The 23550-nt window shown below is 64.5% G+C and carries 26 protein-coding genes and 1 pseudogene; 16 read left to right on the top strand and 11 right to left on the bottom strand.

All coding sequences use genetic code 11. From position 1 onward, the window contains the following. Positions 1–138: 138 nt before the first annotated feature. Positions 139–786: a CGNR zinc finger domain-containing protein gene (locus tag OG555_RS24550; RefSeq protein WP_329474888.1), complete on the bottom strand. Its 648-nt coding sequence runs from the start codon at positions 784–786 to the stop codon at positions 139–141. Between the two features lie 99 nt (positions 787–885). Between OG555_RS24550 and OG555_RS24545 the strand changes: the two genes are divergently transcribed. The 3 genes from OG555_RS24545 to OG555_RS24535 all read left to right on the top strand — a co-directional run bounded on the left by OG555_RS24545 (position 886) and on the right by OG555_RS24535 (position 2635). Then, positions 886–1422: a carboxymuconolactone decarboxylase family protein gene (locus OG555_RS24545; RefSeq protein WP_329474887.1), complete on the top strand. Its 537-nt coding sequence runs from the start codon at positions 886–888 to the stop codon at positions 1420–1422. Beyond that, positions 1419–1883, top strand: a complete 465-nt coding sequence (locus tag OG555_RS24540; protein WP_329474886.1) for a nuclear transport factor 2 family protein — start codon at positions 1419–1421, stop codon at positions 1881–1883. The genes OG555_RS24545 and OG555_RS24540 overlap by 4 nt, the downstream gene beginning before the upstream one ends. A 293-nt stretch (positions 1884–2176) precedes the next feature. After that, a complete protein-coding gene (locus tag OG555_RS24535) occupies positions 2177–2635 on the top strand; it encodes an MOSC domain-containing protein (protein ID WP_329474885.1) in 459 nt (152 codons plus the stop codon). A gap of 1680 nt (positions 2636–4315) precedes the next feature. On the opposite strand, the gene OG555_RS24530 is transcribed toward OG555_RS24535, so the two are convergent. Then, positions 4316–4819 carry a hypothetical protein gene (locus tag OG555_RS24530; RefSeq protein WP_329474884.1) on the bottom strand — a complete coding sequence of 168 codons (504 nt, stop codon included), beginning with the start codon at positions 4817–4819 and terminating at the stop codon, positions 4316–4318. Between the two features lie 197 nt (positions 4820–5016). Between OG555_RS24530 and OG555_RS24525 the strand changes: the two genes are divergently transcribed. The 4 genes from OG555_RS24525 to OG555_RS24515 all read left to right on the top strand — a co-directional run bounded on the left by OG555_RS24525 (position 5017) and on the right by OG555_RS24515 (position 6641). Further along, entirely contained in the window at positions 5017–5460 is a 444-nt protein-coding gene (locus tag OG555_RS24525) for a hypothetical protein (protein WP_329474883.1), read from the top strand. A 108-nt stretch (positions 5461–5568) separates the two neighbouring features. Next, on the top strand, positions 5569–5829 hold the full coding sequence (locus OG555_RS24520) for a hypothetical protein (protein ID WP_329474882.1): 261 nt from the start codon (positions 5569–5571) through the stop codon (positions 5827–5829). Positions 5830–5887: 58 nt separating this feature from the next. Continuing rightward, a complete protein-coding gene (locus OG555_RS42925) occupies positions 5888–6292 on the top strand; it encodes a hypothetical protein (RefSeq protein WP_442914537.1) in 405 nt (134 codons plus the stop codon). Positions 6293–6335: 43 nt separating this feature from the next. After that, positions 6336–6641 carry a hypothetical protein gene (locus OG555_RS24515; protein WP_329474881.1) on the top strand — a complete coding sequence of 102 codons (306 nt, stop codon included), beginning with the start codon at positions 6336–6338 and terminating at the stop codon, positions 6639–6641. Here OG555_RS24515 and OG555_RS24510 read toward each other — a convergent pair. Next, positions 6618–6821: a hypothetical protein gene (locus tag OG555_RS24510; RefSeq protein ID WP_329474880.1), complete on the bottom strand. Its 204-nt coding sequence runs from the start codon at positions 6819–6821 to the stop codon at positions 6618–6620. The two genes, OG555_RS24515 and OG555_RS24510, sit on opposite strands and share 24 nt — an antisense overlap. A gap of 1444 nt (positions 6822–8265) precedes the next feature. Here OG555_RS24510 and OG555_RS24505 point away from each other — a divergent pair. The 5 genes from OG555_RS24505 (at position 8266) to OG555_RS24490 (ending at position 11306) form a co-directional block, all read left to right on the top strand. Then, positions 8266–8541, top strand: coding sequence for a GNAT family N-acetyltransferase (locus tag OG555_RS24505; protein WP_329474879.1), 276 nt, complete (start codon positions 8266–8268; stop codon positions 8539–8541). Next, positions 8445–8798, top strand: coding sequence for a GNAT family N-acetyltransferase (locus OG555_RS42920; RefSeq protein WP_442914441.1), 354 nt, complete (start codon positions 8445–8447; stop codon positions 8796–8798). The genes OG555_RS24505 and OG555_RS42920 overlap by 97 nt, the downstream gene beginning before the upstream one ends. 217 nt (positions 8799–9015) lie before the next feature. After that, complete coding sequence (locus OG555_RS24500) at positions 9016–9375, top strand: hypothetical protein (protein ID WP_329474878.1); 360 nt, start codon at positions 9016–9018, stop codon at positions 9373–9375. Between the two features lie 385 nt (positions 9376–9760). After that, positions 9761–10033, top strand: a complete 273-nt coding sequence (locus OG555_RS24495; RefSeq protein ID WP_329474877.1) for a hypothetical protein — start codon at positions 9761–9763, stop codon at positions 10031–10033. Between the two features lie 184 nt (positions 10034–10217). Next, on the top strand, positions 10218–11306 hold the full coding sequence (locus tag OG555_RS24490) for an IS630 family transposase (protein ID WP_329474876.1): 1089 nt from the start codon (positions 10218–10220) through the stop codon (positions 11304–11306). A 110-nt stretch (positions 11307–11416) separates the two neighbouring features. Here the strand turns inward: OG555_RS24490 and OG555_RS24485 are convergent, their stop codons facing one another. Further along, positions 11417–12676 (bottom strand): IS701 family transposase, encoded by a 1260-nt coding sequence (locus OG555_RS24485; protein ID WP_329484863.1) that lies wholly within the window; start codon positions 12674–12676, stop codon positions 11417–11419. A gap of 331 nt (positions 12677–13007) precedes the next feature. Here OG555_RS24485 and OG555_RS24480 point away from each other — a divergent pair, with 331 nt between their 5' ends. The 3 genes from OG555_RS24480 to OG555_RS24470 all read left to right on the top strand — a co-directional run bounded on the left by OG555_RS24480 (position 13008) and on the right by OG555_RS24470 (position 14865). Beyond that, on the top strand, positions 13008–13535 hold the full coding sequence (locus OG555_RS24480; protein ID WP_329474875.1) for a hypothetical protein: 528 nt from the start codon (positions 13008–13010) through the stop codon (positions 13533–13535). 181 nt (positions 13536–13716) lie between these two features. Continuing rightward, the gene (locus tag OG555_RS24475; protein ID WP_329474874.1) at positions 13717–14175 is read left to right on the top strand and encodes a hypothetical protein; all 459 of its coding nucleotides are present in this window, start codon (positions 13717–13719) and stop codon (positions 14173–14175) included. Between the two features lie 315 nt (positions 14176–14490). Then, positions 14491–14865 carry a hypothetical protein gene (locus tag OG555_RS24470; RefSeq protein ID WP_329474873.1) on the top strand — a complete coding sequence of 125 codons (375 nt, stop codon included), beginning with the start codon at positions 14491–14493 and terminating at the stop codon, positions 14863–14865. Between the two features lie 67 nt (positions 14866–14932). Here the strand turns inward: OG555_RS24470 and OG555_RS24465 are convergent, their stop codons facing one another. Together OG555_RS24465 and OG555_RS42915 are read right to left on the bottom strand one after the other, a co-directional pair. Beyond that, a complete protein-coding gene (locus OG555_RS24465; RefSeq protein WP_329474872.1) occupies positions 14933–15379 on the bottom strand; it encodes an integrase core domain-containing protein in 447 nt (148 codons plus the stop codon). Between the two features lie 299 nt (positions 15380–15678). Then, positions 15679–15834: pseudogene (locus OG555_RS42915) on the bottom strand (IS3 family transposase); the annotation flags it as partial. A 1021-nt stretch (positions 15835–16855) separates the two neighbouring features. Between OG555_RS42915 and OG555_RS24460 the strand changes: the two are divergent. Beyond that, positions 16856–17095, top strand: a complete 240-nt coding sequence (locus tag OG555_RS24460; RefSeq protein ID WP_329474871.1) for an alpha/beta fold hydrolase — start codon at positions 16856–16858, stop codon at positions 17093–17095. Between the two features lie 1207 nt (positions 17096–18302). Here OG555_RS24460 and OG555_RS42910 read toward each other — a convergent pair. The 5 genes from OG555_RS42910 to OG555_RS24440 all read right to left on the bottom strand — a co-directional run bounded on the left by OG555_RS42910 (position 18303) and on the right by OG555_RS24440 (position 23515). Continuing rightward, positions 18303–18593 (bottom strand): leucine zipper domain-containing protein, encoded by a 291-nt coding sequence (locus tag OG555_RS42910; protein WP_442914440.1) that lies wholly within the window; start codon positions 18591–18593, stop codon positions 18303–18305. Between the two features lie 183 nt (positions 18594–18776). Next, positions 18777–19052: a hypothetical protein gene (locus tag OG555_RS24455; protein ID WP_329474870.1), complete on the bottom strand. Its 276-nt coding sequence runs from the start codon at positions 19050–19052 to the stop codon at positions 18777–18779. 542 nt (positions 19053–19594) lie between these two features. Next, complete coding sequence (locus OG555_RS24450; protein ID WP_329474869.1) at positions 19595–20038, bottom strand: hypothetical protein; 444 nt, start codon at positions 20036–20038, stop codon at positions 19595–19597. Positions 20039–21309: 1271 nt separating this feature from the next. After that, positions 21310–21846 carry a dihydrofolate reductase family protein gene (locus OG555_RS24445; protein ID WP_329474868.1) on the bottom strand — a complete coding sequence of 179 codons (537 nt, stop codon included), beginning with the start codon at positions 21844–21846 and terminating at the stop codon, positions 21310–21312. Positions 21847–22309: 463 nt separating this feature from the next. Continuing rightward, positions 22310–23515, bottom strand: a complete 1206-nt coding sequence (locus OG555_RS24440) for a right-handed parallel beta-helix repeat-containing protein (protein WP_329474867.1) — start codon at positions 23513–23515, stop codon at positions 22310–22312. Positions 23516–23550: the final 35 nt, after the last annotated feature.

The raw sequence follows: 23550 nt of genomic DNA, 5'->3' as shown, positions 1-23550 counted from the left end.
TGCGATTACCTTTCCCTTATGCATGAGGCGAAGGCGCCGACGCCGACGCGCGCCGGGAATCAGCCTCGACATGGCACTTGCCCGCGGGCGCAGCCACGCATCAGGCACAGAGGACCGACGCGAGGGCGGCGAACTGACCTATCGCGGCGTCGGTCGACTGAGCTTTGGATCCGTCGCCGACGTGTGGCCGGAGTGCCTGGCGTAGTGCCGTGCGGCCCGTACTCGATTGCCACAGGCAGCCGAGCACCATTCCCGCCGCGGATGATCCTTGACGAAATAGAGCACGCAGCCGGGCGCGTGGCAGGCACGCAGCAGTGGTGCCGTGGTGCCGGTGAGCAGGTCGATCGACTCGCTTGCGACAGCCGCCAGCGCCGCGGGCACCGGTCGCCCGACTGGCGAGGTGTCCTGCTCGAGTACTCCGTGGCGGAGCTGAAGCCTGGGACCTGCCGTACTGCTGGCGATCGTGTTGATCTCATTGATCGCGGTGCTCACGTCAGGGATGGCAGAGACGGCCGCCGGACGAACGTCCTCGGTCAGCAGAGCCGCCAGCCGGCGTAACGCGTCACGCAGCCGCAGGCCGATCACGAGGTCGTCTTTCGTGACGGTGACCGGCGTGGCGGTGAGGCCGACGACCCGCAGCCAGTCACCGAGCCGGCCACGATTGCTCAGGGCATCGTGCACGCCGCCACGATCGGCCCAAATCGTGTTCATCAACCGAACCGGCACAGGTTCGCCCGGAGTCGCCCAGGCCACCGGTACGCCGACGGACGGTTCTGCTCTAGCCACAATTCTAACGGTACCATCCGCTTGCAACCATTACACCGAACAGCTACGCTTCTAACGGCAATCAGCCCCTTTTGACGTTAGAAACCCTAAGGATCTCAGATGACCGGCTTGCCCCTGATCGACCCGAACGCAGCGACAGAACCCGCCGCCGGCCTGCTCGCCGCCGTACGGAAGAGCCTCGGCGTGACCCCCAACATGACGAAGGCGATGGCGAACAGCCCGGCACTACTGAAGGGGTACCTCGAGTTGTCCGGGGCACTCGGCACGGGGGTGCTCCCCGTGGCCACCCGGGAACGCATCGCCCTGGCAGGTGCTCAGGGCAACTCCTGTGGATATTGCCTGTCGGCACACAGCTATCTCGCCGAGCATGTCGGTGGCCTCGGCGCCGCGGAGATCGCATCCGCACGCAAGTCGGACTCCAACGATCCGAAGACCACCGCACTGCTCACCTTCGCCACCGCAGTGAACGACAACCGGGGCGAGGTGAGTGAGGCGGACCTCGAAGCGGTTCGTTCGGCTGGTGCGACCTACGAGGAGATCGCCGAGACGATCGGGCACGTCGCCCTGAACGTTCTCACCAACTACTTCAACAAGGCAGCCGACGTCGACATCGACTTCCCGGTCGTCGAGGTATGAGCACCGCCATCCCGCCACTCGCACCACCCTTCGACGAACTCACTGCACGCGCGAAAGTGCAGGCCGCCGAAGATGCGTGGAACAGCCGAGACCCACAGCGGGTCGCCGCGGCCTACACGCCGGACTGTCGGTGGCGTAACCGGTCAGAGTTCGTCACCGGGCGGGAGGAGATCGTTGCGTTTCTCACGCGGAAGTGGCAGCGCGAGCAGGACTACGCGCTACGCAAGAGTCTGTGGAGTTTTACCGCGGACCGAATCGCGGTGCGGTTCCAGTACGAATGGCGCGACGAGTCCGGTCAATGGTGGCGCAGCTACGGCAACGAGAACTGGGAGTTCGCTCCGGATGGCCTCATGAGCAGTCGGGAAGCCAGCATCAACGACGTCCCGATCAGCGGCACGGATCGGCGCATCACCGGCCCACGAGCAGCAGACGAACCCGACCTGCCGATTCCACTGCAATGACCCTTGAAGCGACGGAGTGAGGACCCGTGCAGATCTCTGGTCTGTGGCGTTACCCGGTCAAGTCGCTGGCGGGCGAACCGATGCAATCGATCCAACTCACCGATGACGGTGTCGCCGGCGACAGGCTCATACATGTACGCGGTGACCACGGTGTGCTCACCGGCCGGACTCGGCACGGGTTACTCACGCTACCTACTCACACAGGTCCCGATGGTGTTCCACTGATCGCAGGTCACCCGTGGCACACCGATACTGCCGGCCGACTCGTGCGCGAGCACGCCGGTGCAGATGCAGTGCTCACTCGGTACGACGGCCCCGAACGGTTCGACGTACTCAACCTCCTGGTCGCCACCGATGGCGCCGTCCGCGCTCTTGGGTACGACGTGCGCCGGCTGCGGCCAAACCTGCTCATCAGCGGTGTACCTGAGGAGGCCGAAGCTACCTGGCCGGGGAACGCAATTGCTATCGGCGACACGCTGATCGGCGTGCACTCCGTCCGACAGCGCTGCATCGTCACCACCATCGACCCTGACACCGGCGCCCAGGACCTGGACGTCTTCCGCCGCATCAGGCGTTCGTTCGGAGGCAGGCTCGCTCTGAACTGCTGGACAATCAGGCCGGGCACCATCGCGGTGGGCGACGCGGCCAGGCTGGTTTCGACCACCGAGCAGCCCGCAAATCTGGGCGGCTGGGTCACGGGGGTTCCTTATCCTCGATCCGCCGATGGGGTGTCAATGGCAGGCGAAGTTTGACCAGAACCCACCCCGCCGTTGACAGCGCGCGAGTGAAACCAGGGCCCGACGATCCCGAGCCTGGTGGCCGCAACAATGAGGTCGCCGGACTCGGCCTGCAAGTCGTCACCACGCAAGGCGTGAACTTCAGATCACCACGTCCATCGGTTTCGACACGTCTCGGGGCCTACCTCGGTCTGCGTCGCGACCGTCCCCGCAGTCAGTCCTGCAGCCGTCAATTGGCCAGTCTCGAGGTCGCGGTCACCACCGTCAGTGGTGCGGTGTCAGATCTCGCCTCGATGGCCACACAGTCAGCCGCAGGTCTTCAACGCACCTCTTTACGCACCCCAATCAGCGCGAGAGGATGATCAGCGATGAGAACCTACGCGATCAGCAGAACCGTCGAATCCCTTACCAGCAAGCGATTGCGCTCATCATCGGCAATCGACGATCAGTCTCTCCCGCAAATCAGCGGGTTCGGGGTTCGAGTCCCTGGCGGCGCACAAAAGCCCAGGTCACCAAGGTGTCCTGGGCTACTTCAAGCCCGCCACGCACCACTTACGCACCACTTTCCCCGATCTCCGCACCGAACTGATCCGTCGGCGCTCGCCGCGCCTCGGACCTCCGAGGATCCAGACGGGCTGTATGACCTCCATCTGATCGTGACTGTGCGTCACATCACAGCGTTTCGCATCGTTCTCGTCTTCTCGGATTCTCCGCGCCGACAAGCGTTGAGTAGCCAACCGTCGTACCGGTTGGAGGCCTGACATGGCGAGAGCGCAACTGCCCATCGGAACCTGGGGCGCGATCTCGACCTGGGTCGTGCAGACCGATGGCAAGGGCAAAGCCGTCAAGCACAAGTCGCAGGCCAGATTCCGCGATCACGACGGCCGACTACGTCCGGTCTCCGCGTACGGGAAGACGAAGACCGAGGCCGAGCGGTCAAGCTCCAGGACCGCGCCAGGACGAGCCACTCCGGCGAGCTCACTGCCATGCACAAGGTCACCGACCTCCTCGACCTTTGGGAGCGAAGGTTCGAAGGACTGGTCGCCGACGGGACACGCTCACCGACCTCCCTGGACACCTATCGGCGCGCCATCGGGAGTAGCCACCGCGGCCACTCGAACCACCCGTTTGCCTTTGCCGTAAACCAGCTCACCCAGATCGGGAGGAAGTATCCTGGACGGCCGATTGGGCCAGCTTGGCAGTGCGCGCTTGTTGGACCTCGGCAATCACATCTCGAGCGAACGACTCGACGATCGACACCGTTACGTCAGACGTCCCCCAGATGCACGTCACCGCACCCTCTTGCAACGGTAGTCCCGTCTGATCATCGGGACTGCCCCGATGAACCGTTCGCGATTGAGGAAGCTTGCGAGCTTGGCGAGATCGAGGCAGACCCGGGTCTGCTGGCGTTCGAGTTGAACGCCCTGTACGACGCGTCGAACTTGGCGTCGCTGTTTCGAGATGACGATTCGGAGAGCTACGAGAAGGCACGTGCCGCCATCCGCAAGCGGCTGAGCGCCACATCGACTGCCGACACCGCTGTATTCGGCACTCCCTCAAGGAGATCACGCGGTTCCTCAGTCCTGAGGTGCGTCGTGAGGTCCTTGTGGCCAAGGGCACCGCGTCCGACGACAACTGAATCTACGCAATCGCCGTCGGCGGCTGAGGACTGCTGTCCTCAGTCGCCGCCTTCGGTTAGACGGCGCCTTGGTAGACGTCGTCGACATAGGCCCATTTCGACGCCCCGTCGCGCGCCGAGAACAGGTACCTCGACCATGCTTGCCGCTCGTGAGCCGTCGGCCCCAACTCCCAGACACACTGCAGCGGGCGGAACCGCTCAACATCAGCGACCTGCTGATAGGTACCGCCGGTGTCTTTCGCGTACAGGACCTGCCACAACTCGTTGACCTCACGCCAGACACAGACGATGAGGAAGTGGAAGGTCCCCGACCGATGCAGGACCACAAAGCCGAGCTCGTTGCGGAAGGCAAGCGCGCCCCTGTCCGTCTGGTGCTCCAAGAACGCTCTTGCTTGACTTCGCTCGGTGTCCGCGACCGCCTCGTCCGTGGGGTGCACGTCGTACCACTTCAGGTACGCACCGGGTAGCGGCTGAGCCTCGGCAGGGCTCACTTCCTTCTGGCGGTGCATCCAGTCAGGTGGCACCTCTCCGATACCGGCCAGATCAACGGAGTCCTTCATCCTCTTCCTTCCTTCAAGCGCGGCCGATCGATCTCCGCCGCTACAAACGCGTCGTACGAGGGCGCACGAATTCGACAGCGTTGCTCGTGCCTTCGCCGGTAGATGGCAGATCAGGGACAGACGGGTGAGGCCGTCTCTGACGGTGGCCTGTAAGGCACGCCGCCGGCCCCGTCGGCGGCTCACAGCAAGGAGAATCGATGAGGAACCGAGTCACCCGGCTCGTCGTCATCACGATGGCGGCTCTGACCGCTGTCGTGGGGACAGCCATGCCGGCATCCGCCGATCAGGAGTTCCATCCCAACGTCCGGACTCAGTACCTGGACGTGACCCCGGCTCAAGGGATGGCGACGGCTTGCAAGACCCAGCGCTGGAACCTTCCCGCGGCGAGCTACACGTGGGACTACTACTACCACCCCCGGTGGTATCGACATTGCGAACTGGCGCCAACCATCGATCATCCACGGCCGCAAATCAGCGGGTTCGGGTTCGAGTCCCTGGCGGCGCACAAAAGCCCAGGTCACGAGAGTGCCCTGGGCTTCGTTGTGTCTGCAACAAACCACAAACTGACCACTTTGCCGCTTCGGCGCATCGAGCTGGTCTACCGCCACCCCGCCTTGGTCATGCTGTCGGCATCAATCTGATCATGACTGTGCGTCACATCACACCGGTTCGCATCGTTGCCGATTCCGCGGATTCTCGGTCGCGGTCGGCGTTGAGCAGCCAACCATCACACCGCTTGGAGGCTCGACATGTCTAGGCCACCGCTGCCCATCGGATCGTGGGGAAACATCTCCACCCGCGTCGAGAAGACCGACGCGAAAGGCAAGCCGATCACCTACCTGTCGAAGGCCAGGATCCGCGACCACGACGGTCACGTGCGACCAGTCACGGCCGTCGGCAAGACCAAGACCACCGCCGAGCGCAACCTGCTCAAGAAGCTCCAGGACCGCGCCAAGACCAACCAGTCCGGCGAACTCACCGCGATGCACAAGATTACCCACCTCCTTTGACCTCTGGGAGAAGAGGTTCGAGGGGCTAGTCGCCGACGGGAAGTACTCACCCACCTCGCTGGACACCTATCGGCGGGCCATCAAGAACCACATCCGTCCCGCGCTCGGCGAGTTCCGCATCGGCGAGGCCACCACCCCACGTATCGACACGGTCCTCACCAAGATCAAGACCACCGCCGGCGCCCCCACCGCCAAGACCTGCCGCGCCACCATCTCCGGCGCCATGAAACTCACCGTCCGCTACGGCGCAACCTCCGTCAACCCGGTCCGCGAGGTCGACGCAATCGAATCCCGACCCAAGAACCCACCCCGCTCCCTCACCGGCGAAGAAGTCACCCTCCTGCGCAAACACCTCGCCGCCGACGACTACGCCCTACGCCGACCTCCCCGACCTCATCGCGTTCCTGCTCGGCACCGGCGTCCGCATCCGCGAAGCCCTCGCTGTCCTCTGGTCCAAAGTTGACCTTGAGGCCGGCACGGTCGAGGTCACCCACACCATCGTCCGCGTGAAAGGCGAAGGCCTGCTCCGCAAGACCCACCAAGTCCAAAGCCGGCGAGCGCCTCGTTCACTACCGAACTGGGCCATCGCCGTACTCCGCACCCGCCACGCCAACGGCAGCCGCCTCGACAACCCCATCTTCGCCGACACCCACAGCGGCTTCCGCGACCCCACCAACGTCCGCCGCTCCCTCCGCACCGCCCTCCCTCCCATCGGCAACACCGCCCGTCTCACCTCCGCCTCGATCCTCCGCCAATCGGCTAGCTGTCTGCGGGAGGACGCCCGAGCGTCAGGTCTGCCGGATCAGCTGTGAGCCCCAGGTGGTGTCGCCCTCCGGGAGTGCCCGGTAGAAGTACAGGCTCTGGCTCACCGACGCCGTTTCCCAGGCTGGGTTGTCCGGATCCAGCGTGGACGTATGGATGTAGTAGCCGTCTTTCGGCTTGAGGCAATCCGTCCAGGTGTAGTCACCGGCTCCGAGGCGAATGCTTCTCATCCTCGGCTCAAGGATCGTCCCGTCGACGTGCGAGTGAAACCATCCGGCCCACACGTAGTCGTCGTCGACCAGTGAGCGCCTCGTCGTGTGACATGACGTCGCCATTCCATCCCAGGGGAATGCGGTCAGATACTGCCTCTTGGGGTTCACGGTCGTCTCCGTCCAGGCCGAGGCCGGTCCTGCCGTTCCTGCCAAGAGGGCGGCAGCGGCCAGCACCAAGAGGCCGACGTGTCGAATCGATCGAATCATTCCTTACTCCTCAATCGTGGAGAGATCTGGGTGGTGGGATGAATGCGTTCCTGGGCAGGCCGGTAGAGGCTGTACGAATTGCCGGCGCGGAGCGTTGTCGAGGAGATCAAGTCCAAGGCTGCTGGCCGCCGTGGTCCAAGAGTCGCCTGGCCTTGCCGACCTCGATCGGGTTGGCCAGCAGCCGTACCCCGTCGAGCACCTTCGCGATGGGCATCACGATGCTGATGATGTCTCCGATGTCGCCGCCGGCTCGCCGTCACATCATCTGCTGGATACGGGAAGGGCCATCCCTCCCGCTCTCCGGCTACACCGCCCAGATAGATGAACAGTCACGCGGGGATCTTTCGAATGGTTCTCCTTGAGCGAGTGATATCTCTGGGTTGGGCCCTACAGCGCCGTCGTACCGCTGCCAGTCGCGCGAAGCGACCGACCGGAGGAGGCTCAGCCGACGCAGTCACCGAGGTGGAGCGGTCCGACTGCGGTCTCCTGCCGCCTGCCAGACGCCGTCATTGACGACAGCTGTACGACGGAGCAGCAGGGGCCGATGATCAGCGATGGAGCGGGGGTGGACGCCACAGCACTGTTCTGGAACCTCGGGGGCGTAGCGACGCGCAGCTCTCGATCGGTCGGCCGGACGGAGCTCGGTTCGGGTGCTGATCGCGCCCCCTGGACAAGCGTCTCCTGCCACGCTCTGCGCGGGTTCACCCGGCCGCAGTGAGACAGGAAGTAGTCCCGCACCTTGTTCAGTCAACATGTTCACGTCCCCTCACACACCGTCGGTGGTACCGGTCGGATCCACCCCTCGCGCACGGCGACCGCGTCGCGCCGGCCGATCCAGTGGAGCTAGTTGCCGAAGGCAACGACCTCTGCCGGAGAGCCCAGGCGCAGTACTGGCGGTACTCCACACGGCTGGGAGCGGCCACCACGAGGACGGCGATTCGCCGGTGGCTTCTTCTCACCTCATATCCCTCTTGGCCGACGAAGCAGCGTCGGCATTCTGCCTGGTCCAGAACAAGAGGCCCTCGCCACGATGGCATCGTGCGTCACCAGCTAGTCACCGATCTGTCCCCGGCCGAGAAGCGTTCGCGAATCCTGGCGTGGCGGCGCACCCAGCCTCACCGAACGACCCGCAGCGGAGACCGCAGGACGTGACAGTTCCGTGAGCCTCCGGAGACATTGTTCCTACCTTGGCGCCATGATCTGGACACAGCGGCTCGTCCTTCGGCGGTGGCGAATCGAGGACCGCGCACCACTTGCCGCGATGAACGCTGATCCCGCCGTGATGGCATTCCAGCCCCAGCCGCTCGGCCGAGTTGAAAGCTATGCAATGGCGGATGAATGCCTGCACGCATTGGAGCGAGACGGGCGCGGATTGTGGGCGGTGGAGGTACAGAAGACGGGCCGGTTCGTCGGCTTCGCCGGTCTGACCCGGTCGGCATCACGGGCAAGTCTGACCGTGCTGCCCAACTGAGTTGGCGCATCGCCAGCAGCGCCGGGGACAACGGCTATGCAGGTGAGGCCGCACGGATCTGTCTCACGCTCGCCTTCGACATCTACGATCTCACCGAGGTGGTGTCGGCCGCTCCGCTCGCGGACACGAAGACCCAGCGGGTACTCCAGCGGATCGGCATGACACGCGACCCAGCCGACGATTTCGATCACCCGGGATTCGGACCCGGCCACCCGCTCGAACGACACGTTCTCTACCGAGCAGGTAGGAAACACTAACGGGCCGCTGGCATCAGACGGTCCAGGCGTGACCGACCTGGGAGATAGCGGTGGCAGCAGATGCGACTGTGGGCACAGACCTGCCGCGCTCATGCGTGGGCGCCACCGATCAGAAAAAGAGGTCGAAATGAGACGGCTAAGAGAGCGGCTTCTACTGTTGCTGGCGATCGTCAGCGCTCTAGTTACAGCGACAGCTCCAGCGTTCGCGGGTAACGGCATGTACAACGTCAGGAGCCAATTCCTGACCGCCTATCCCGAAGAGGGAATGGCGACATCATGTACCTCGTCGCGATGGACCCTGGGTTCTGCCCAGCAATACGGCTGGGCGGCGTTCTACTACTCGTACGCAGCGGAAGTAACACTCGAACCACAGTTCAAGAGCATCTATCTCGGGGCCGGCAGTTACACGTGGACCGATTGCCTCAAGCCGATGCACGGCTACTACATCCACACGTCCACGCTGGACCCGGACAACCCGGCCTGGCAGACGGCGACCGTCAGTCGAATCTTTTACCTGAACGGGTGGGCGCCAACTGGAGACGCCGGCTGGGGGTCAAGCCTCCACTCGAAGAGCTGAACCACCCCGGTCGTTAGCGCAGGCCGATTCGGCAGCCGGCCACGACATCAGAGAGCTCCGCGCTGATCCATCACACCTTCGGTTACCTGAGAGGCTGACGCGCCTGAAGTCGTCTGTGATCGATTCGGGAGGAATCGGTGGCGGGCGGCGCGATCGTGGCCCGCGGGCATGCCGCGCCGCTCGTGGATGCCACCGATGAGAACCGGAGATCGCAATGAAACGACGAGGCATCCAACTGCTCACGCTCCTGCTCGCGGCGGCCGCCGCTCTGGTAGGCATGACGGCTCCAGCAGTCGGGGTTACGACCTTCACGTACAACGGAAGGACTCAACTCCTGACCGCATACCCGTCGGAGGGGATGGCGACGGCGTGTACTACGAGCCGAGTGACCATGCGCGAAGGCGAATATGCATGGGGTGCCTATTGCCACTCTGAGCTGCCGGAAGTAAGCCTCTCATACAAGTTCAGAGACATCGCGCTCGGAGCGAGCAGTTACACCTGGACAGACTGCCTGAAGCCGATGAACGGCTACTACATCCATACCTCCCAATTGGACCCGGACAACCCGGCATGGCACACAGCGACCGTCAGCCGGAACTTGCGCCTGACAAACAGCGGACGAACGGCGTGGGGCTCGATCCTCTACGGTCAGTCCTGAACCACGCTGGAGGATCAAACTCCAACACCGACAACATGGCCGGGCACCCATCGGGTGCCCGGCCATGCCAGCTTCCACTGCGAACGTGCCCGACCTAGTGCCTCGTCAAGAAACGTTGGGGTTGTAACCGTGTCGGGTTGACCGGTCTGGTGGTGAGTCTGGAGGCTTGCTGGCGGAGGTGGTGATGGCTCGACAGCCTGAGGTGTTCGTGCGCTCGCTGGAACCTGAGGAGGCGCAGCGTCTGGTGCGGATCACTCGGACGACGAGGGATCGGGTTCGGCTTCGCCGGGCGGGGATCGTGCTGGCGTCGGCCCAAGGGCGGAGTGCTGTGGAGGCGGCGGGCATGTTCGCGATGAAGCCGCAGTACGCGCGGGAGGTGATCCACGCGTTCAACGAGCAGGGGTTCGCGGCGTTGGACCCAAAATGGAGCGGGGGCCGACCGAAGAGGTTCGGCCCCCCAGTGCGTGAGACCGTCTGCCGGGTCGCGAAGACCCCGCCGCAGCAACTGGGGCTCCCGTTCACGACGTGGAGCCTGTCGAAGCTGGTCGAATACCTGGCCGACTACAAGCACATCAGCATCAGCGGGGAGTCTGTGCGCCAGATCCTCCGTGCGGCGGGGATCAGGTGGCAGGCGACCAAGACGTGGAAGGCCAGCAAGGACCCGGACTTCGCCCAGAAGATGGCCCGCGTTCTTAACCTGTACGACGATCCACCAGCCGATGGGCACGTGATCTGTGCCGACGAGTTCGGCCCGCTGAACCTTCAGCCCAGGCCGGGCCGGGGCTGGTTCCCCGCCACTGGTCCGGCGCGGCTGCGGGCCACCTATAACCGCACCGGCGGGGTGCGGCACATGTTCGCCGCGCTGGACCTGGCCACCGGGCAGATGTTCTACCGGTTCCGCGACCGCAAGCGGTGGCGGGAGTTCCTCGGGTTCCTCAAGCAACTCCGGGACCGGTTCCCGGCCGGGAAGCTGTATGTCGTGTGTGACAACTACGGGCCGCACAAGAAGGCCGAGGTCGTCGACTGGTGCGGTCTGAACGACGTCGAGTTGGTGTTCACCCCGAGCAACGCGTCGTGGTTGAACTGGATCGAGTGCGAGTTCACCGCGCTGCGGTACTTCACCCTCGACGGCAGCGACTACCCCAGCCACACCGCCCAGGAAACCGCGATCGCCGGCTACGTCCGCTGGCGCAACAAGCACGCCCAACCCAAACGACACTTCGCCATCGACTCCAAGATCCGCCGCCCCGATTACCTACCCAACGTTGCTTGACGAGGCACTAGTTGGCCAGACCACCACGCGACCTGAGGCGGCGGGCACCGATTCGCGTCAGGGACGGATCGGTGGTGGGCGGCTAGTACGACAGCCGGAGTTCGTGATGTTCATGCTGGGATGGCTTCTCGGCGCTGGTAGTGGCTGGTTCGGGCGCGGTGTTGGTGTCGGCGTCTCCAGGTCGACCAGTGCAGCCGGTGTCGCAGGTCTTGTATCGGTTCGACGATGAGGGTGTTGAAGAGGCGGTGGATCTCGTTGCAGGTCAACGCGATCAGGCCTGGTGGGGTTGGGGTTTCGGCTCGTTCGGTCGCGGCGAGGACGGCCAGGAGGGCGTGGGCGAGCATCGCGAGGATGGTCCAGCGGTGCCAGCTGGTCCAGCGGCGGACCTGGTGCTGGTCGAGTCCGGTGAGGGTCTTGCTGGCTTGGAAGGATTCTTCGATCGTCCAGCGGCGGCCGGCGACGCGGACCAGTTCGCGTAGCGGGACTGGTGCCGGTGACCAGCAGCGGTAGTAGGCGAGCTCGCCGGTGGCGTTGTTGCGGCGAATCAGCAGCCACCGCTGCCCTAGAGTGCCACTGGGCACTGCCCCCGGTTCGGGTTCGATGCTGATCCAGGCCCAGTCGTAGAACCGTGGCCCCTTGGAGCCGTTACCGGCCGACAGCCGCTGCCATGCGTTGCGGGGCAGGCGGGCGGCGAGTTCGTCGGCGCGGATCTTGCCGACGCCGGTGCGGACCGGGTGGCTGCAGGCGACCGCGAGCACGTAGCCGACACCGCGGTCTTCCAAGGTCTTTCGCAGTTTCGGGTCGGCGCCGTAGACCTCGTCACCGGCGACCCAGCGCGCGGTCACGCCGGCGTCCAGGGCGCGGGTGATCATCTCGGTGGCCAGTGCTGGTTTGGTCGCGAACTTCACCGTCGCCGGGACACCGGCCTGCTCGCGCCGGTCGGGGTCGTCGGCCCAGACCCGCGGCAGATACAGCTCCCGGTCGATCAACGCGTGCCCGGCAGTGCTGGCATAGGTCAGATAGACCGCGACCTGGGCGTTCTCGATCCGCCCGGCGGTCCCGGTGTATTGGCGCTGCACCCCAACGGTGTGAGCGCCCTTCTTGAGGTCGCCGGTCTCGTCCACCACCAGCACGGCATCCACTGCGCCGAGCCGCTCCACGACATACCGGCGCAGGTCGTCACGCACGCCGTCGGTATCCCATTTCGCCTTCCGCAGCAGGTGCTGCAGGCCGTCAGGCGAGTCGTGACCGGCGTGTTCGGCCAGCGTCCAGCAGTTCTTCACCGCCAACCCCGACATCAACCCCGCAACCGCATCCCGCGCCAGCCGCCGCGACTCCAATCGGGCGAACCGAGACGCGATCCGCGCCATCAACCCATCGAACTCCACCCGCCAACGACCAGGGTCTATGCTTTGGCCCGCGGCCACCGCGAGATCTTCTTGAGTCCACACAACCCGAGATCATCGACCGGTGGCCGCCTCACGTCCGGGACCGCCACACCGCCAGATCACGAACTCCGGCTGTCGTACTAGACCGTGACTCGAAGGTACGTCGCACCCGCAGCGGCTGCCGATCGAAGACCGGAGAGCGCGACGAAACGAGTAGGCATCCAGCTCCTCACTCCACCCCCCGGCTCCGACGATCCGGAGCGAGTCATGGTGAGGCGCACTGATCCGTCCGTGACCGATTCGGGAGGAGTCGGTGGCCGCCGGCGCGATCGTGGCACGGAGGCATGCCGCGCTCCTCGCGGATGCCACCTACGAGAACCGGAGAGATCGCATGAAACGACGAGGCATCCAGCTCCTCTCGTTGCTCCTGGCAACAGCCACCGCCCTGATCGGCGCTACGACTCCAGCAGCCGCGCAATACTACGAGCTCAACCTCTCGGCACCACTGTGGCTGACGGCCTACCCGACACCGAGTCTGCCGACGGCGTGCACCTCGACAAGAGTGACCTTGTCCGCACGGCCCTACGAATGGATCGCACGCCACTCCACCTATCCGGAAAGCGTAGACCACGACGAACGCTTCAGATTCATCACCCTCGGCGCAGGCACCTATACCTGGACCGACTGCCTGAAGCCGTCATACGGCGTCTACATCCACACATCCACACTCGACCCGGACAACCCGGCCTGGCAAACGGCAACCGTCGACCAAATCTTCGAAATGTTCCTCTGGACGGACAGCGGAAAAATACGGTACGGGTCGAAGCTCGACCCTGTGTAGCGCCAATCGGTTGATGCGATGGGAGCGAGACGCTGTCAGCTCCGGTAGATATCCAGAGCTGGCAGCACGTCGATCCGTCAGTGACCAATTCGGGAGGAGTCGGTGGCCGCCGGCGCGATCGTGGCACGGAGGCATGCCGCGCTCCTCGCGGATGCCACCAACGAGAACCGGAGAGATCGCAATGAAACGACGAGCCATCCAGCAGCTCACACTCCTCGTAGCAACCGCCATCGCCTTGATCGGTGTTACAACTCCAGCGTCCGCGTCAGAGCGATACCCCGAGGTCAACGCGACAACAGCATGGCTGACTGCCTACCCGACACCGGGTCTGGCGGCGGCGTGCACCTCGCGACGAGTGACCTTGCCCTCCGGGCCCTACGAATGGGACGCGCGCTACACCGCCATTCCGGCGTGGGACTTCCGCATCGAGAACTTCAGAAGAATCACCCTCGGCGCGGGCACTTACACCTGGACCGACTGCCTGAAGCCGTCATACGGCGTCTACATCCACACATCCACACTCAACCCCGACAACCCGGCCTGGCAAACGGCAACCGTCGACCGAATCTTCGAAATGTTCCTCTGGACGGACAGCGGACAGATGATGTACGGGTCCATGCTGACCGCTGTGTCGAGCTAATCGAAATGCGACGGGAGCGAAAGGCTGTCAGCTCCGGTGGATCCAGAACTGGCAGCGTGTCACCCCACCAAATCTGAATCTGTTCCCTGAGGTGGCAAGCGGCCTCCCACCCCTGATGGCGGGCGGCTCAGCCTTGACCGACATGGAACAACAAGACGCCGACTGGGTGAGGCGCACTGACCCGTCCGTGACCGATTCGGGAGGAGTCGGTGGCCGGCGGCGCGATCGTGGCTTGGAGGCATGCCGCGCTCCTCGCGGATGCCACCAACAAGAACCGGAGAGATCGCAATGAAACGACGGACTGTGCAGTCCCTCATGCTCATGCTGGCGACAACCGCCGCCGCCCTGGTCGGCGCCTTGCCATCGGCCGCCAAGGGGGTTCTGTTGAGGAATTACAGGACACAGTTCCTCAACGCGGTCCCGTCGGCGGACATGCCGACGTCATGCACCTCGCAGCACGTCGACCTCCCCGCGGGTGAGTACGGGACCGCGCGGTACTGGTCCGAACCGACGAACAATTGGGATTACGCGGTCTTCAGAACCATCCGTCTCGCCGCGGGCGGCTACACCTGGACCGACTGCTTGAAGCCGATGACCGGCTACTACATTCACACATCCGAACTGGACCCGGACAAGCCGGGTTTGCAGACGGCGGCTGTCCGGCGATCCCCTGAAACCATAGAGACTTGAGTCCTGTTGCCTCGGTTGTGGGCCGGTCTCCCGCTGGCTGCCAGGCAGAGCTCGCCCGGAGTCGGGGTCAAGGCTGGCCGGAGGCCACCCCGTAGGGGCCTGGCCTTGAGGTCGACGAGGACGAGGTCAGACTTGGTGGGCGGGATCTGGTGGTTCTCGCCGCGTGCTCCGGTGCTTGTTGCGGGTCGCGCGCAGGGAGGGTGAGTTCATAGTCGATCGGGGAGCGCATGCCGAGCGCGGAGTGGCGCCGGTCGTGGTTGTACTCCTCGATCCAGGCGGCGACCCGGGTTCGGGCCCGGGGCTTGGTGGTGAAGTGCTCGAGCATGCGAAGCTCGAACTCCACGGTGGAATGCCAGGCTTCGATGACCGCGTTGTCCAGCGCCGACCCGACCCGCCCAATGGATTGGGTGATGCCGAGACGGGTGCAGGCGGCCTGGAGGCTGCCGGCGGTGTATTCGCTGCCCTGATCGCTGTGGAAGATGACCCCGGCGACCGCGTCCTTTCCACCACGCACCGCGACCGCCGTCCCCAGCGCGGCCTGGGTGATGGCGGCGTTGTGGTGTTCGTCCAGGCAAGCCCGATGATGCGCCGAGAGCCCATGTCCAGCACCGAGGCCAGGTAGAGCTTGCCCTCGTCGGTATCGATCTCGGTGCCGTCGTCGTACCACTTGCGGTTCAGCTGTTCGGTGGCGAAGTCACGCCGGATCAGGTCCGGTGCCCGCCACCTGCCCCGGCCGGGGCGGGTGGTCGGCTTGCGGCGACGTTTCCGCCTCGCCTGCAGGCCGAGCTCGGCCATGATTTCGGCGACGGTGTTCTTGCTGACCCGCCCGCCTTCATCGCGCAGCTCGGCGGTGATCCGCGGCGACCCGTAGGTGCCGCGATGCACGGCGAACCACCGCCGGATCGCGACCTTCAGCTGTTCGCGGCGGGCGTGTTGGGCCGACGTATGGACCGCTGGTCTGGTCCACATCTCCCCGCTGCCCCGCCGTACCGCTGCCGCGTGGACAGTGCTGCAACTCCGAGGAGGCTCAGAGGACGCGATCGCTGGTGGGATGACGATTTCGCCCACTCCTGTTGACTGCCGGACACCGGCATCGGCTGCAGCGGTACGACAGGACAGCGGGGATCGATGGTCAACGATGGAGCGGTTTGGGCGGCCCACGCTGTTTGTCCTACGACCTCGGTCGGGCCCGCGGGTCGGATCTCGATCCCTTGGACCACTGTCGGAAGCTCAGCTCAACTGTTCGTTGCGCATCCGTCCTACGCCGGGTCGCGACGTACCTTTGACGGTTTGCGCCCACTGAAGAGATCGGAGCGTGCTGCTTGGCGTAACGCCCCCGTGCCGGCGTTCGCACTCGCCCACACGTCCCCGATCGGACCGGTCGGATCTACAGCACGGACGGCGATCGCATCCCGTTCGCGACATCCGTCCACCACCTCTCACTGCCTAGCGCTCCTGACCGTTGCGGCTCCGTCGGTGTTCCGACTGGCCCGCAATTGGACAACCTTCATCACAATCGCGCCGTGCATCACACATGCGTCACCGAAACGTCCCGATTCGAGCGCAGCGCCTCGGAGTCGGGCCTCGGCCGCGGCGACTCTTCGGGCCGGGAGGGACACGGCCGGCGTCGACAACGTCGTTGCTCGTTCTTGGTACGGCGGAACCGAGCGGCGAAGTCACCAACTGCTCGGCGATCTTGACAGCCGCCACAGACGATCATGGTGAGCCAGAGGGCCCGGCTCGAGGCCGATCAGTGACAGTACAGGGACGAAGTTGAGTCCCGCCCGAGTCGATCACGGCTGCCTTACGGCCGTGACGCACCGAAAGCCGCTTGTGTCGCCGGTTTCGACGGAGCGGCCTAGCCGGCGACTCCGCCGACAAGTCGGCACTCCATCTAGGTCCCCCGAGCGAGTCTCTGTGTGGGTGTCGACCGCAGGTAAGGTCGTCCGGCCTGTGATAGGGAAACCTGACTCCATTGGAGAACCTGAACATGCATACAAGGACCTCGCGTGACGGCACCCTCATCGCGTATGGCAGAGCCGGCAAGGGGGCCGCCTTGATCCTCGTCGCTGGGGCATTCAGCTACCGCAAGTACCCGATGCTCCCCAAGCTGATGGCGGTCATGTCGGTCCATTTCACCGTCTACAACTACGACCGCCGAGGACGCGGTGACAGTATGGGCATCCAGCCCTACTCGATTCAGCGCGAGATCCAAGACCTGCAGGCCTGATCCAGGCAACCGGCGGCGAGGCATACGTCTGGGTGGCAGTCCTACGGCGCCGTGCTGGCACTCCAAGCCGCCGCCGCAGATATCGGCATTGGCCGTCTCGCGTTGTACCAACCACCATTCCACGTCGACAACAGCAAAGCCCTGCCGCCCGCCGACTTCAGGCACCACCTCAATATGCTTGTCGCCGAAGGACGTCGAAGTGCCGCAGTGCGATACATGATGACGAAGGGCATGGGGCCCCGGCATCGCCGTCAGCATCATGCGCCTCCTTCCGTTGTGGAAACGGTTGACCGGTCTGGCACACACACTCCGGTACGACGTCATGATCGTCGGCGACACGATCCACGGCGAGCCGCTCGCCCCGCCGATTTCGCCGACGTCAAGGTACCGACTCTCGTCCTGACAGGCAGCAACGCACCTGCACCACTTCGGCTGGGGACCAAGCAACTCGCCGATGTCCTGCCCGATGGCACGTATCAGGTACTCCACAAGCAGAGCCGCGCCGTGTCATCAGCCTCGCTGAAGCCAGTCCTTACGGCGTTCCTCCAACAGTGACAGGAGAATCCCCTGCCAGACTCGGTCCACGCCAGAAGACAGGTGGTCGTGCTCGAGGCCCCGCAGCCATCGGTCGCTGCGGTGCAGATGCCCGCTCGCGCTGCGGCTGCCACCGTCGTCCGGCGCCACTCGACGCCGAGCCAGTCCTTCAAGTTTGGCCGCCGCGGTGACGCTCGTCGTATCGCCTCACTCGAGGGCGCCGTTTCAGTGACGCCCCAGCAACTACAGCGGCCCGATCGTCCGCTCGGCCAGGTTGTAGTCGGTCATGAGGCTGGTAGCCGGCTGGTAGGTGGAAGTCGGTCGAGCGCGGTGTGGCGGGGTTGCGCGGCGCGGAGCAGGAACGCCTCGCAGGTGGCGCCTTTCTCGTCGGGCACGATTTCGAATGGGCGAACCGGGAGTGGTCGTCGACCACTGAGTGGATGTAGTCGTAGCCGGTCCTGGGCCTGTTTCTGTAGCGCGGCGCAACGAAACTGATGTCGTCCACGACGGTGCTCTCCCCGAGCTCACGACCCTTGGCCTGCCAGCCCCGCTGTCGTGGATCCGGCCCAACTTCTTGACGTCCATGTGCACCAGTTCGCCCTGCCGGTCACGCTCATAACGCAAAACGGTGGAGCTGGACGCACGAATGATCTGCCCGGTCATCGGATCGCACTCACGCAGGTACGGCACCTGGTGACGGCGCCAGAGCCCGGTGTGACACCGTCCGCGGCGCTACACCAGGCTCTGGCCCAATCGAGTCCTGCCCACGCCGCGCGGTAACGCAGCTCCGTGACCCGCCGTTCCACGTTGGGCCAGTACGCCGCGGCGTGGTGTGCGGCCTCGATGACCGATCCCACTGGCCAGGGTGACCCTCGGCAGCGAACCGGTCGATCCACGGCTCTACACACTTGCCATCCCCATCGCCGCCGCGATAGACGCCTGCTTCCAACCTGCCCGACGCCACTCAACAAGCAGCCGCCGCACGTGAACGGTCTGAACTCAAGACGGCGGGGAGGCGTCGGCGACCTGCTCAGGCCACGGATCGGGACCGGCATCAACCTCCGCTGACACGCAACTGCCGCCAGCAGAGTCTCACGCCACCACTCAGCCGATCGGAAAAGCTGTTGACAGGACGATGAGGCGAACGTCAGGTCTCTCGGATCAGCTCTGAGCCCCAGGTGGTGTCGCCCCCAGGGAGCAGTAGGTAGAAGTACAAATCCTGGCTCACCGATGCCGTTTTCCAGGCGGGGTTGTCAGGATCCAACGTGGATGTATGGATGTAGTAGCCGTCCTTTGGCTTGAGGCAGTCCGTCCAGGTGTAGTCACCTGCTCCGAGGTGAATCTTTCTCAGCTCCGGCTCGGCGATCGTCCCGTCGACGTGTGAGTAGAACCAACCGGCCCACACGTAGTCGTCATCTGCCATCGATTGCCTCGTCGTGTGACAGGACGTCGCCATGCCATCCCATGGAAATGCGGTCAAGTATTGCCTCTTGGGATTCGTGCTCGTCTCTGTCCAGGCCGAGGCTGGTCCAGACGTTCCTGCCAGGAGAGCGGCAACGGACAGCATCGAGAACCCAACGTGTCGGATAGCTCGCTTCATTTCCCTACTCCTCAATCGTAGATAGACCCGGGTTGTGGATGAATGCGTTCTTCGCCAGACCGATCCGAGGTCCATCGGCGGCCGGCGCGGCGCTGGCTGCCCTCGGCTGGAGGAGAGTGGGGCACGGAGACGGCGACTCGTGCGTAGCCCCGCTTTGAGGCGCAAATTGCGGCCATGCTCCCGCCGCATCTCACGATCGCCTAGCTGCGAGTGGCGGTCTCGGTCAACCGGCGTGCTCCTCGGACCGACCACGGATTCTCGCCTCGGCATCCCTCCGTCGTCGTCGCCGCCCGTGCAGAGTGTGGCTTCGGCGAGAGCGACAGCCCCGACGGGAAGGCGGCAGGAGGACGAGGGCGGCATCATGTCTACCGGATCAGCTGCGAGCCCCAGATTGTTTCGCCCCCAGGGAGCAATGGGTATAAGACGACGATCTCGCTCACCGACGCCGTTTTCCAGGCGGGGTTGTCCGGATCCAGCGTGGACGTATGAATGTAGTAGCCGTCTTTCGGCTTGAGGCAGTCCGTCCAGGTGTAGTCACCGGCTCCGAGGTGAATGTTCCTCAGCTCCGGCTCGACGAAGGTCCCGTTGACCTTCGAGTAGAAAAAGCCGGCCCACACATAGTCGTCGTCGACCAACGAGCTCCTCTTCGAGTGACATGCCGTCGCCATTCCATCCGAGGGGGATGCGCTCAGATACTGCGACAAGGCGTTATAGACCTTCGTCGAGGCCGACGCCTGTCCTGCCGTTCCTGCCAGGATCGCGGCAGTGGACAGCATCGCCAGGCCTATATATCGGATCGATCGGATCATTTCTTACTCCCTCAATCTTGGAAGAGTCTGATTCGGCCCTCGCCGCGCCGCCGTACCGCTGTCAGGCGGGCGAAGTGACCGACCGGAGGAGGCTCAGCCGACGCAGTCACAGAGGTGGAGGGTGCGACTGCGCCGCCTCCTGCCGGCGTCAGACGCCGTCATTGGCGGCAGCGGTACGACGGAGAGGCGGGGGCCCGATGGTCAGCGAGTAGCGGGGGTGGACACCACAGCACTGGTCCCGAACGTTCGCGGCCTGACGTCGATCGGCCACATCCTCTCGATGGGATTGGTCGGGGCGACCGCGCCCATGACGATCGCGTCGCGCCCAACGTTCCGATCGAGCTGGTTACCGACGACCACGACCTCCCCACAAGGCGGTCCGGGACGAACTTGACATGGACGCCACGATCGCAGCATGCGTCACCAATTCGTCACCGAACTGTCCCGGCCACGATGCGTTCGCGGCAACGGACCGGGCGAGCGTGGCGCCACAAGCCGGCCCCGTCACGAGACACGTAGTGTCGACAGGGAGTGTTCTCTCAGTGCCGCTGCGGGGCCACACCTACATCCTCACTGTTAGGTGATTACGGGAAAGCCTCGCCGTTTGCCTAGGAGGGTCACGCTGTCGCGGCAGGAGAGGCCGTTCCAGAGTGGGGGACCGTGGCTCTCTGGAAGAGGGCGTAGGCCTTGCAGAACTCGGTGCCGGCATAGCCGTCTACTGCCTGTGGCCTCGCGGACGCCTTAGGCGCGGAGAGCCCTTTCTCGACGATCAGGACGTCGAGCTCGTGCAGGCCCTGGCCTTGAGGGCGGAACTGGTCCTTGCTGGCCGCCTCCTGGTATTGCTCAAGTCGACCGCGGGGAGTTTGCGGGGCGCCAGCGCGCCAGCAGCGGATGCCGACGTGGTCACCTCGAGCGCCGGAAGCAGCTGTGCGCCCCCGCGAGAGCCCACTCCGTCCGCCCGACCAGTACGTCGGCCTCTGCCGACCTCCGGCCTGTGAATGAGCGCGTGCCCCATCCGGTGTCTGGACGTACGACTCGAACTGCCTGCCCAACACGAGCGCGTTGCCGAGCCATCACCAGCGCACGCTGGAACGCATACCGATCCTCCGACGTCACCGCATCCGGCGATGCGACCGGAAACACCTGCTCGAACTGCGGTCGCGAAGCTGCGCGTCGAGGCCGGCCAGCAGATGCCCTGGCTGAGTAGTCGCCTCGTCACCAACAAAGCCGGGCACCCATCGGGTGCCCGGCTATGGCGCGCGGACTGCGGGCTAGTTCGGCTGATAGATGCTGTAAACAACGCCGTTGCTGAACGTTGTGGACGAGGCGAGCTTCAACGTCTGCGACTCGCCCTCGTCGAACAACCGCATGCCGCTTCCCACCGCGATCGGGTGAATCAGGAGGCGCAACTCGTCCAGCACCTTCGCGCGCAGCAACGCGCGTACCAGCGTGATGCTGCCGACTACGTTGATGTTCATGCCCTCGCGCTTCTTGAGCGTTGTGACAGCGTCGATCACGTCGCCTTCGAGGATCGCCGCATTCCACGACGCGTCGACCTCATGCAGGGTGCTCGTGACGACGAACTTCTCACTCTTGTTGATCTGATCGGCCATCTCGCCCTGCAACCGGGGCCAGAAGTCCACGAAGACTTCATAGGTCTTCCTGCCGAGCAGCAGCGTGTCGGCCGCGGCACCCGTCGCCTCGACCGCTTCGTTCATCTCGGGGTTCGCGTACGGAAAGTGCCACCTCTCAGGGGCCTCTACGACGCCGTCGAGAGACACGAACAAGCCGGCCGTGATCTTCCTCATGCATGTGCTCCTAATTCTGCGATCTACAACTACGCCATAAACGCGTCGAGCAGGATGGCCCGAAATCGACACTGCAGCAGGGAAACTCTCGAAACATCGGGCGCCAGCCACTCCGCCGTGCCACTGAAGCGAGAAGCTGCAGATGGGTGGTGCTACAGCTTCGCTTGGCGCACACAGACCGAACTTCAGTGGTTCCGGACAGTCGATCAACGCCTCATCACTCCCCGAACTCGAGGTAGCCCGATCCGGCGGACGACTTCGGCACGAATACGCGCCAGTCTCCGGTTCACCAAGACAGATCCTCCGACCGCCCCCTGACGATGTCCGCTTGCCAGCGAGGGAATGTCGCCAAGCTGTACTTTCAATGAATCGAGCACCACAGCATCGGTCACAGTCGGCGTGGCTACGATCGAGTTCACCGCGCCGAGCGCGACCAGACTCAGGCCGACTGTGCGCCGCCTCGTCATTTCGTCTCCCTCCTCATACTGCTCGACTGGCATTCCGACGGACTTCCGGGCCGGAATTCGACTGGGCCGTAATAGTGCACTTCCGTGCAGTCGACGGAGTTCCCACTCACCAGAACGTCGCCGATGGCCGCGGTGGACTCGGCTCGGATCGCGATCGCGTCCCGAGCTCCGATCCCGTCCAACTGGTTGCCGATGACATCGATCGTTCGCAAGGGGCCATTCGCCGTCGACTTGACGTAGATGCCGCCCGCGCAGTTCTCTACCAGGTTGTCCACGATGCGCACCTGCTGGGCGTTCGCGGCGCCGATGGCGTCGTACCTGCTGTTCCGCACGGTGTTGCCTTCGACGCGAATACCAACATGGGGATGGGCGGCGTCGAGTGTGTGCGATCCGGTCAGCTGTCCCCAACCGAGCTGCGAGCCGGAGGTGTCACAGAGGTTGCCCCAGATCACGATGTCGAGGCAAGGCGTCAGATCAGCAGCGCCCGCCCAGGTGTTACCACTGGCCGGAATGTCGAGTTGCACTGCCTCGCCGTGCCAGAGGCCGTTCGCGGGATCGGCGATCCAGCCCTTGAGGCTGGAGCCGCGTACGGCGCCGCGCCGCACCGCGTTGAACTCAATCGCGTGCCACCACTTGACGTTCCAGATTGTCACCGCGTCGATCACGACGTCGCTGCAGTGCGTCAGTGTGAGGACATTCATCGGCGGCGCATCGTCCGGGACACCTCGCTGCGCGAAGTCCCACACCGGATCCCAGCTGCCACCGGTGATCGCGATGTTGCCTGCGCCGGCATACCCGCGGGTGCCCGTCGGCACGCTGTTGATCAACATGGTGCGCTGGACCCCCGTCGCGGGAAACCGGGACACGATCCGGATCCCGGTCAGGTCGAGGTGGGTGTTCGCGAAGATGACGAGCGGTCGGGTGAGCAGATATGTCCCAGGCGCAGGCCTCGCGACGAAACGCCCGGCCGAGTCGCGCGCGCCCCGACCGTCACGTGCGTTGTTCAGCAGTCCTTGGATCACCGAGCCGCTAATGTAGTCGGGCAAAGCTGCGCGAGCGACAGAAGAATTGACAGGGACTAGTCCAACGGCCGCGGCCGAGGCCGCGAGGCCACTCAACAGCCGCCGACGTCCGATCGGCGTTGCGTTGGCAGAAGTTTGCGACACGATGCTCCGTAGTAGGTTCAGGATTTTGACCAGCACTCCGGACGGACCGGGATCAAGTCGCGGTCGGTCCG

The organism is Kribbella sp. NBC_01484, assembly GCF_036227145.1.
Lineage (GTDB): Bacteria > Actinomycetota > Actinomycetes > Propionibacteriales > Kribbellaceae > Kribbella.
Note: the sequence above shows the minus strand (reverse complement) of the source record. Positions and strands in the feature narration are given on the sequence as shown.

Bases quoted from the DNA above. Each gene is read 5' to 3' on its own strand.
- OG555_RS24525 (WP_329474883.1), top strand. From the start codon at position 5,017: ATGAGGAACCGAGTCACCCGGCTCGTCGTCATCACGATGGCGGCTCTG.
- OG555_RS24505 (WP_329474879.1), top strand. From the start codon at position 8,266: ATGATCTGGACACAGCGGCTCGTCCTTCGGCGGTGGCGAATCGAGGAC.
- OG555_RS24475 (WP_329474874.1), top strand. From the start codon at position 13,717: ATGAAACGACGAGCCATCCAGCAGCTCACACTCCTCGTAGCAACCGCC.
- OG555_RS24540 (WP_329474886.1), top strand. From the start codon at position 1,419: ATGAGCACCGCCATCCCGCCACTCGCACCACCCTTCGACGAACTCACT.
- OG555_RS24520 (WP_329474882.1), top strand. From the start codon at position 5,569: ATGTCTAGGCCACCGCTGCCCATCGGATCGTGGGGAAACATCTCCACC.
- OG555_RS24490 (WP_329474876.1), top strand. From the start codon at position 10,218: ATGGCTCGACAGCCTGAGGTGTTCGTGCGCTCGCTGGAACCTGAGGAG.
- OG555_RS24445 (WP_329474868.1), bottom strand. From the start codon at position 21,846: ATGAGGAAGATCACGGCCGGCTTGTTCGTGTCTCTCGACGGCGTCGTA.
- OG555_RS24500 (WP_329474878.1), top strand. From the start codon at position 9,016: ATGTACAACGTCAGGAGCCAATTCCTGACCGCCTATCCCGAAGAGGGA.
- OG555_RS24510 (WP_329474880.1), bottom strand. From the start codon at position 6,821: ATGAGAAGCATTCGCCTCGGAGCCGGTGACTACACCTGGACGGATTGC.
- OG555_RS24485 (WP_329484863.1), bottom strand. From the start codon at position 12,676: ATGGCGCGGATCGCGTCTCGGTTCGCCCGATTGGAGTCGCGGCGGCTG.
- OG555_RS24455 (WP_329474870.1), bottom strand. From the start codon at position 19,052: ATGGCAGATGACGACTACGTGTGGGCCGGTTGGTTCTACTCACACGTC.
- OG555_RS24530 (WP_329474884.1), bottom strand. From the start codon at position 4,819: ATGAAGGACTCCGTTGATCTGGCCGGTATCGGAGAGGTGCCACCTGAC.
- OG555_RS24460 (WP_329474871.1), top strand. From the start codon at position 16,856: ATGCATACAAGGACCTCGCGTGACGGCACCCTCATCGCGTATGGCAGA.
- OG555_RS24545 (WP_329474887.1), top strand. From the start codon at position 886: ATGACCGGCTTGCCCCTGATCGACCCGAACGCAGCGACAGAACCCGCC.
- OG555_RS24450 (WP_329474869.1), bottom strand. From the start codon at position 20,038: ATGATCCGATCGATCCGATATATAGGCCTGGCGATGCTGTCCACTGCC.
- OG555_RS24470 (WP_329474873.1), top strand. From the start codon at position 14,491: ATGCTCATGCTGGCGACAACCGCCGCCGCCCTGGTCGGCGCCTTGCCA.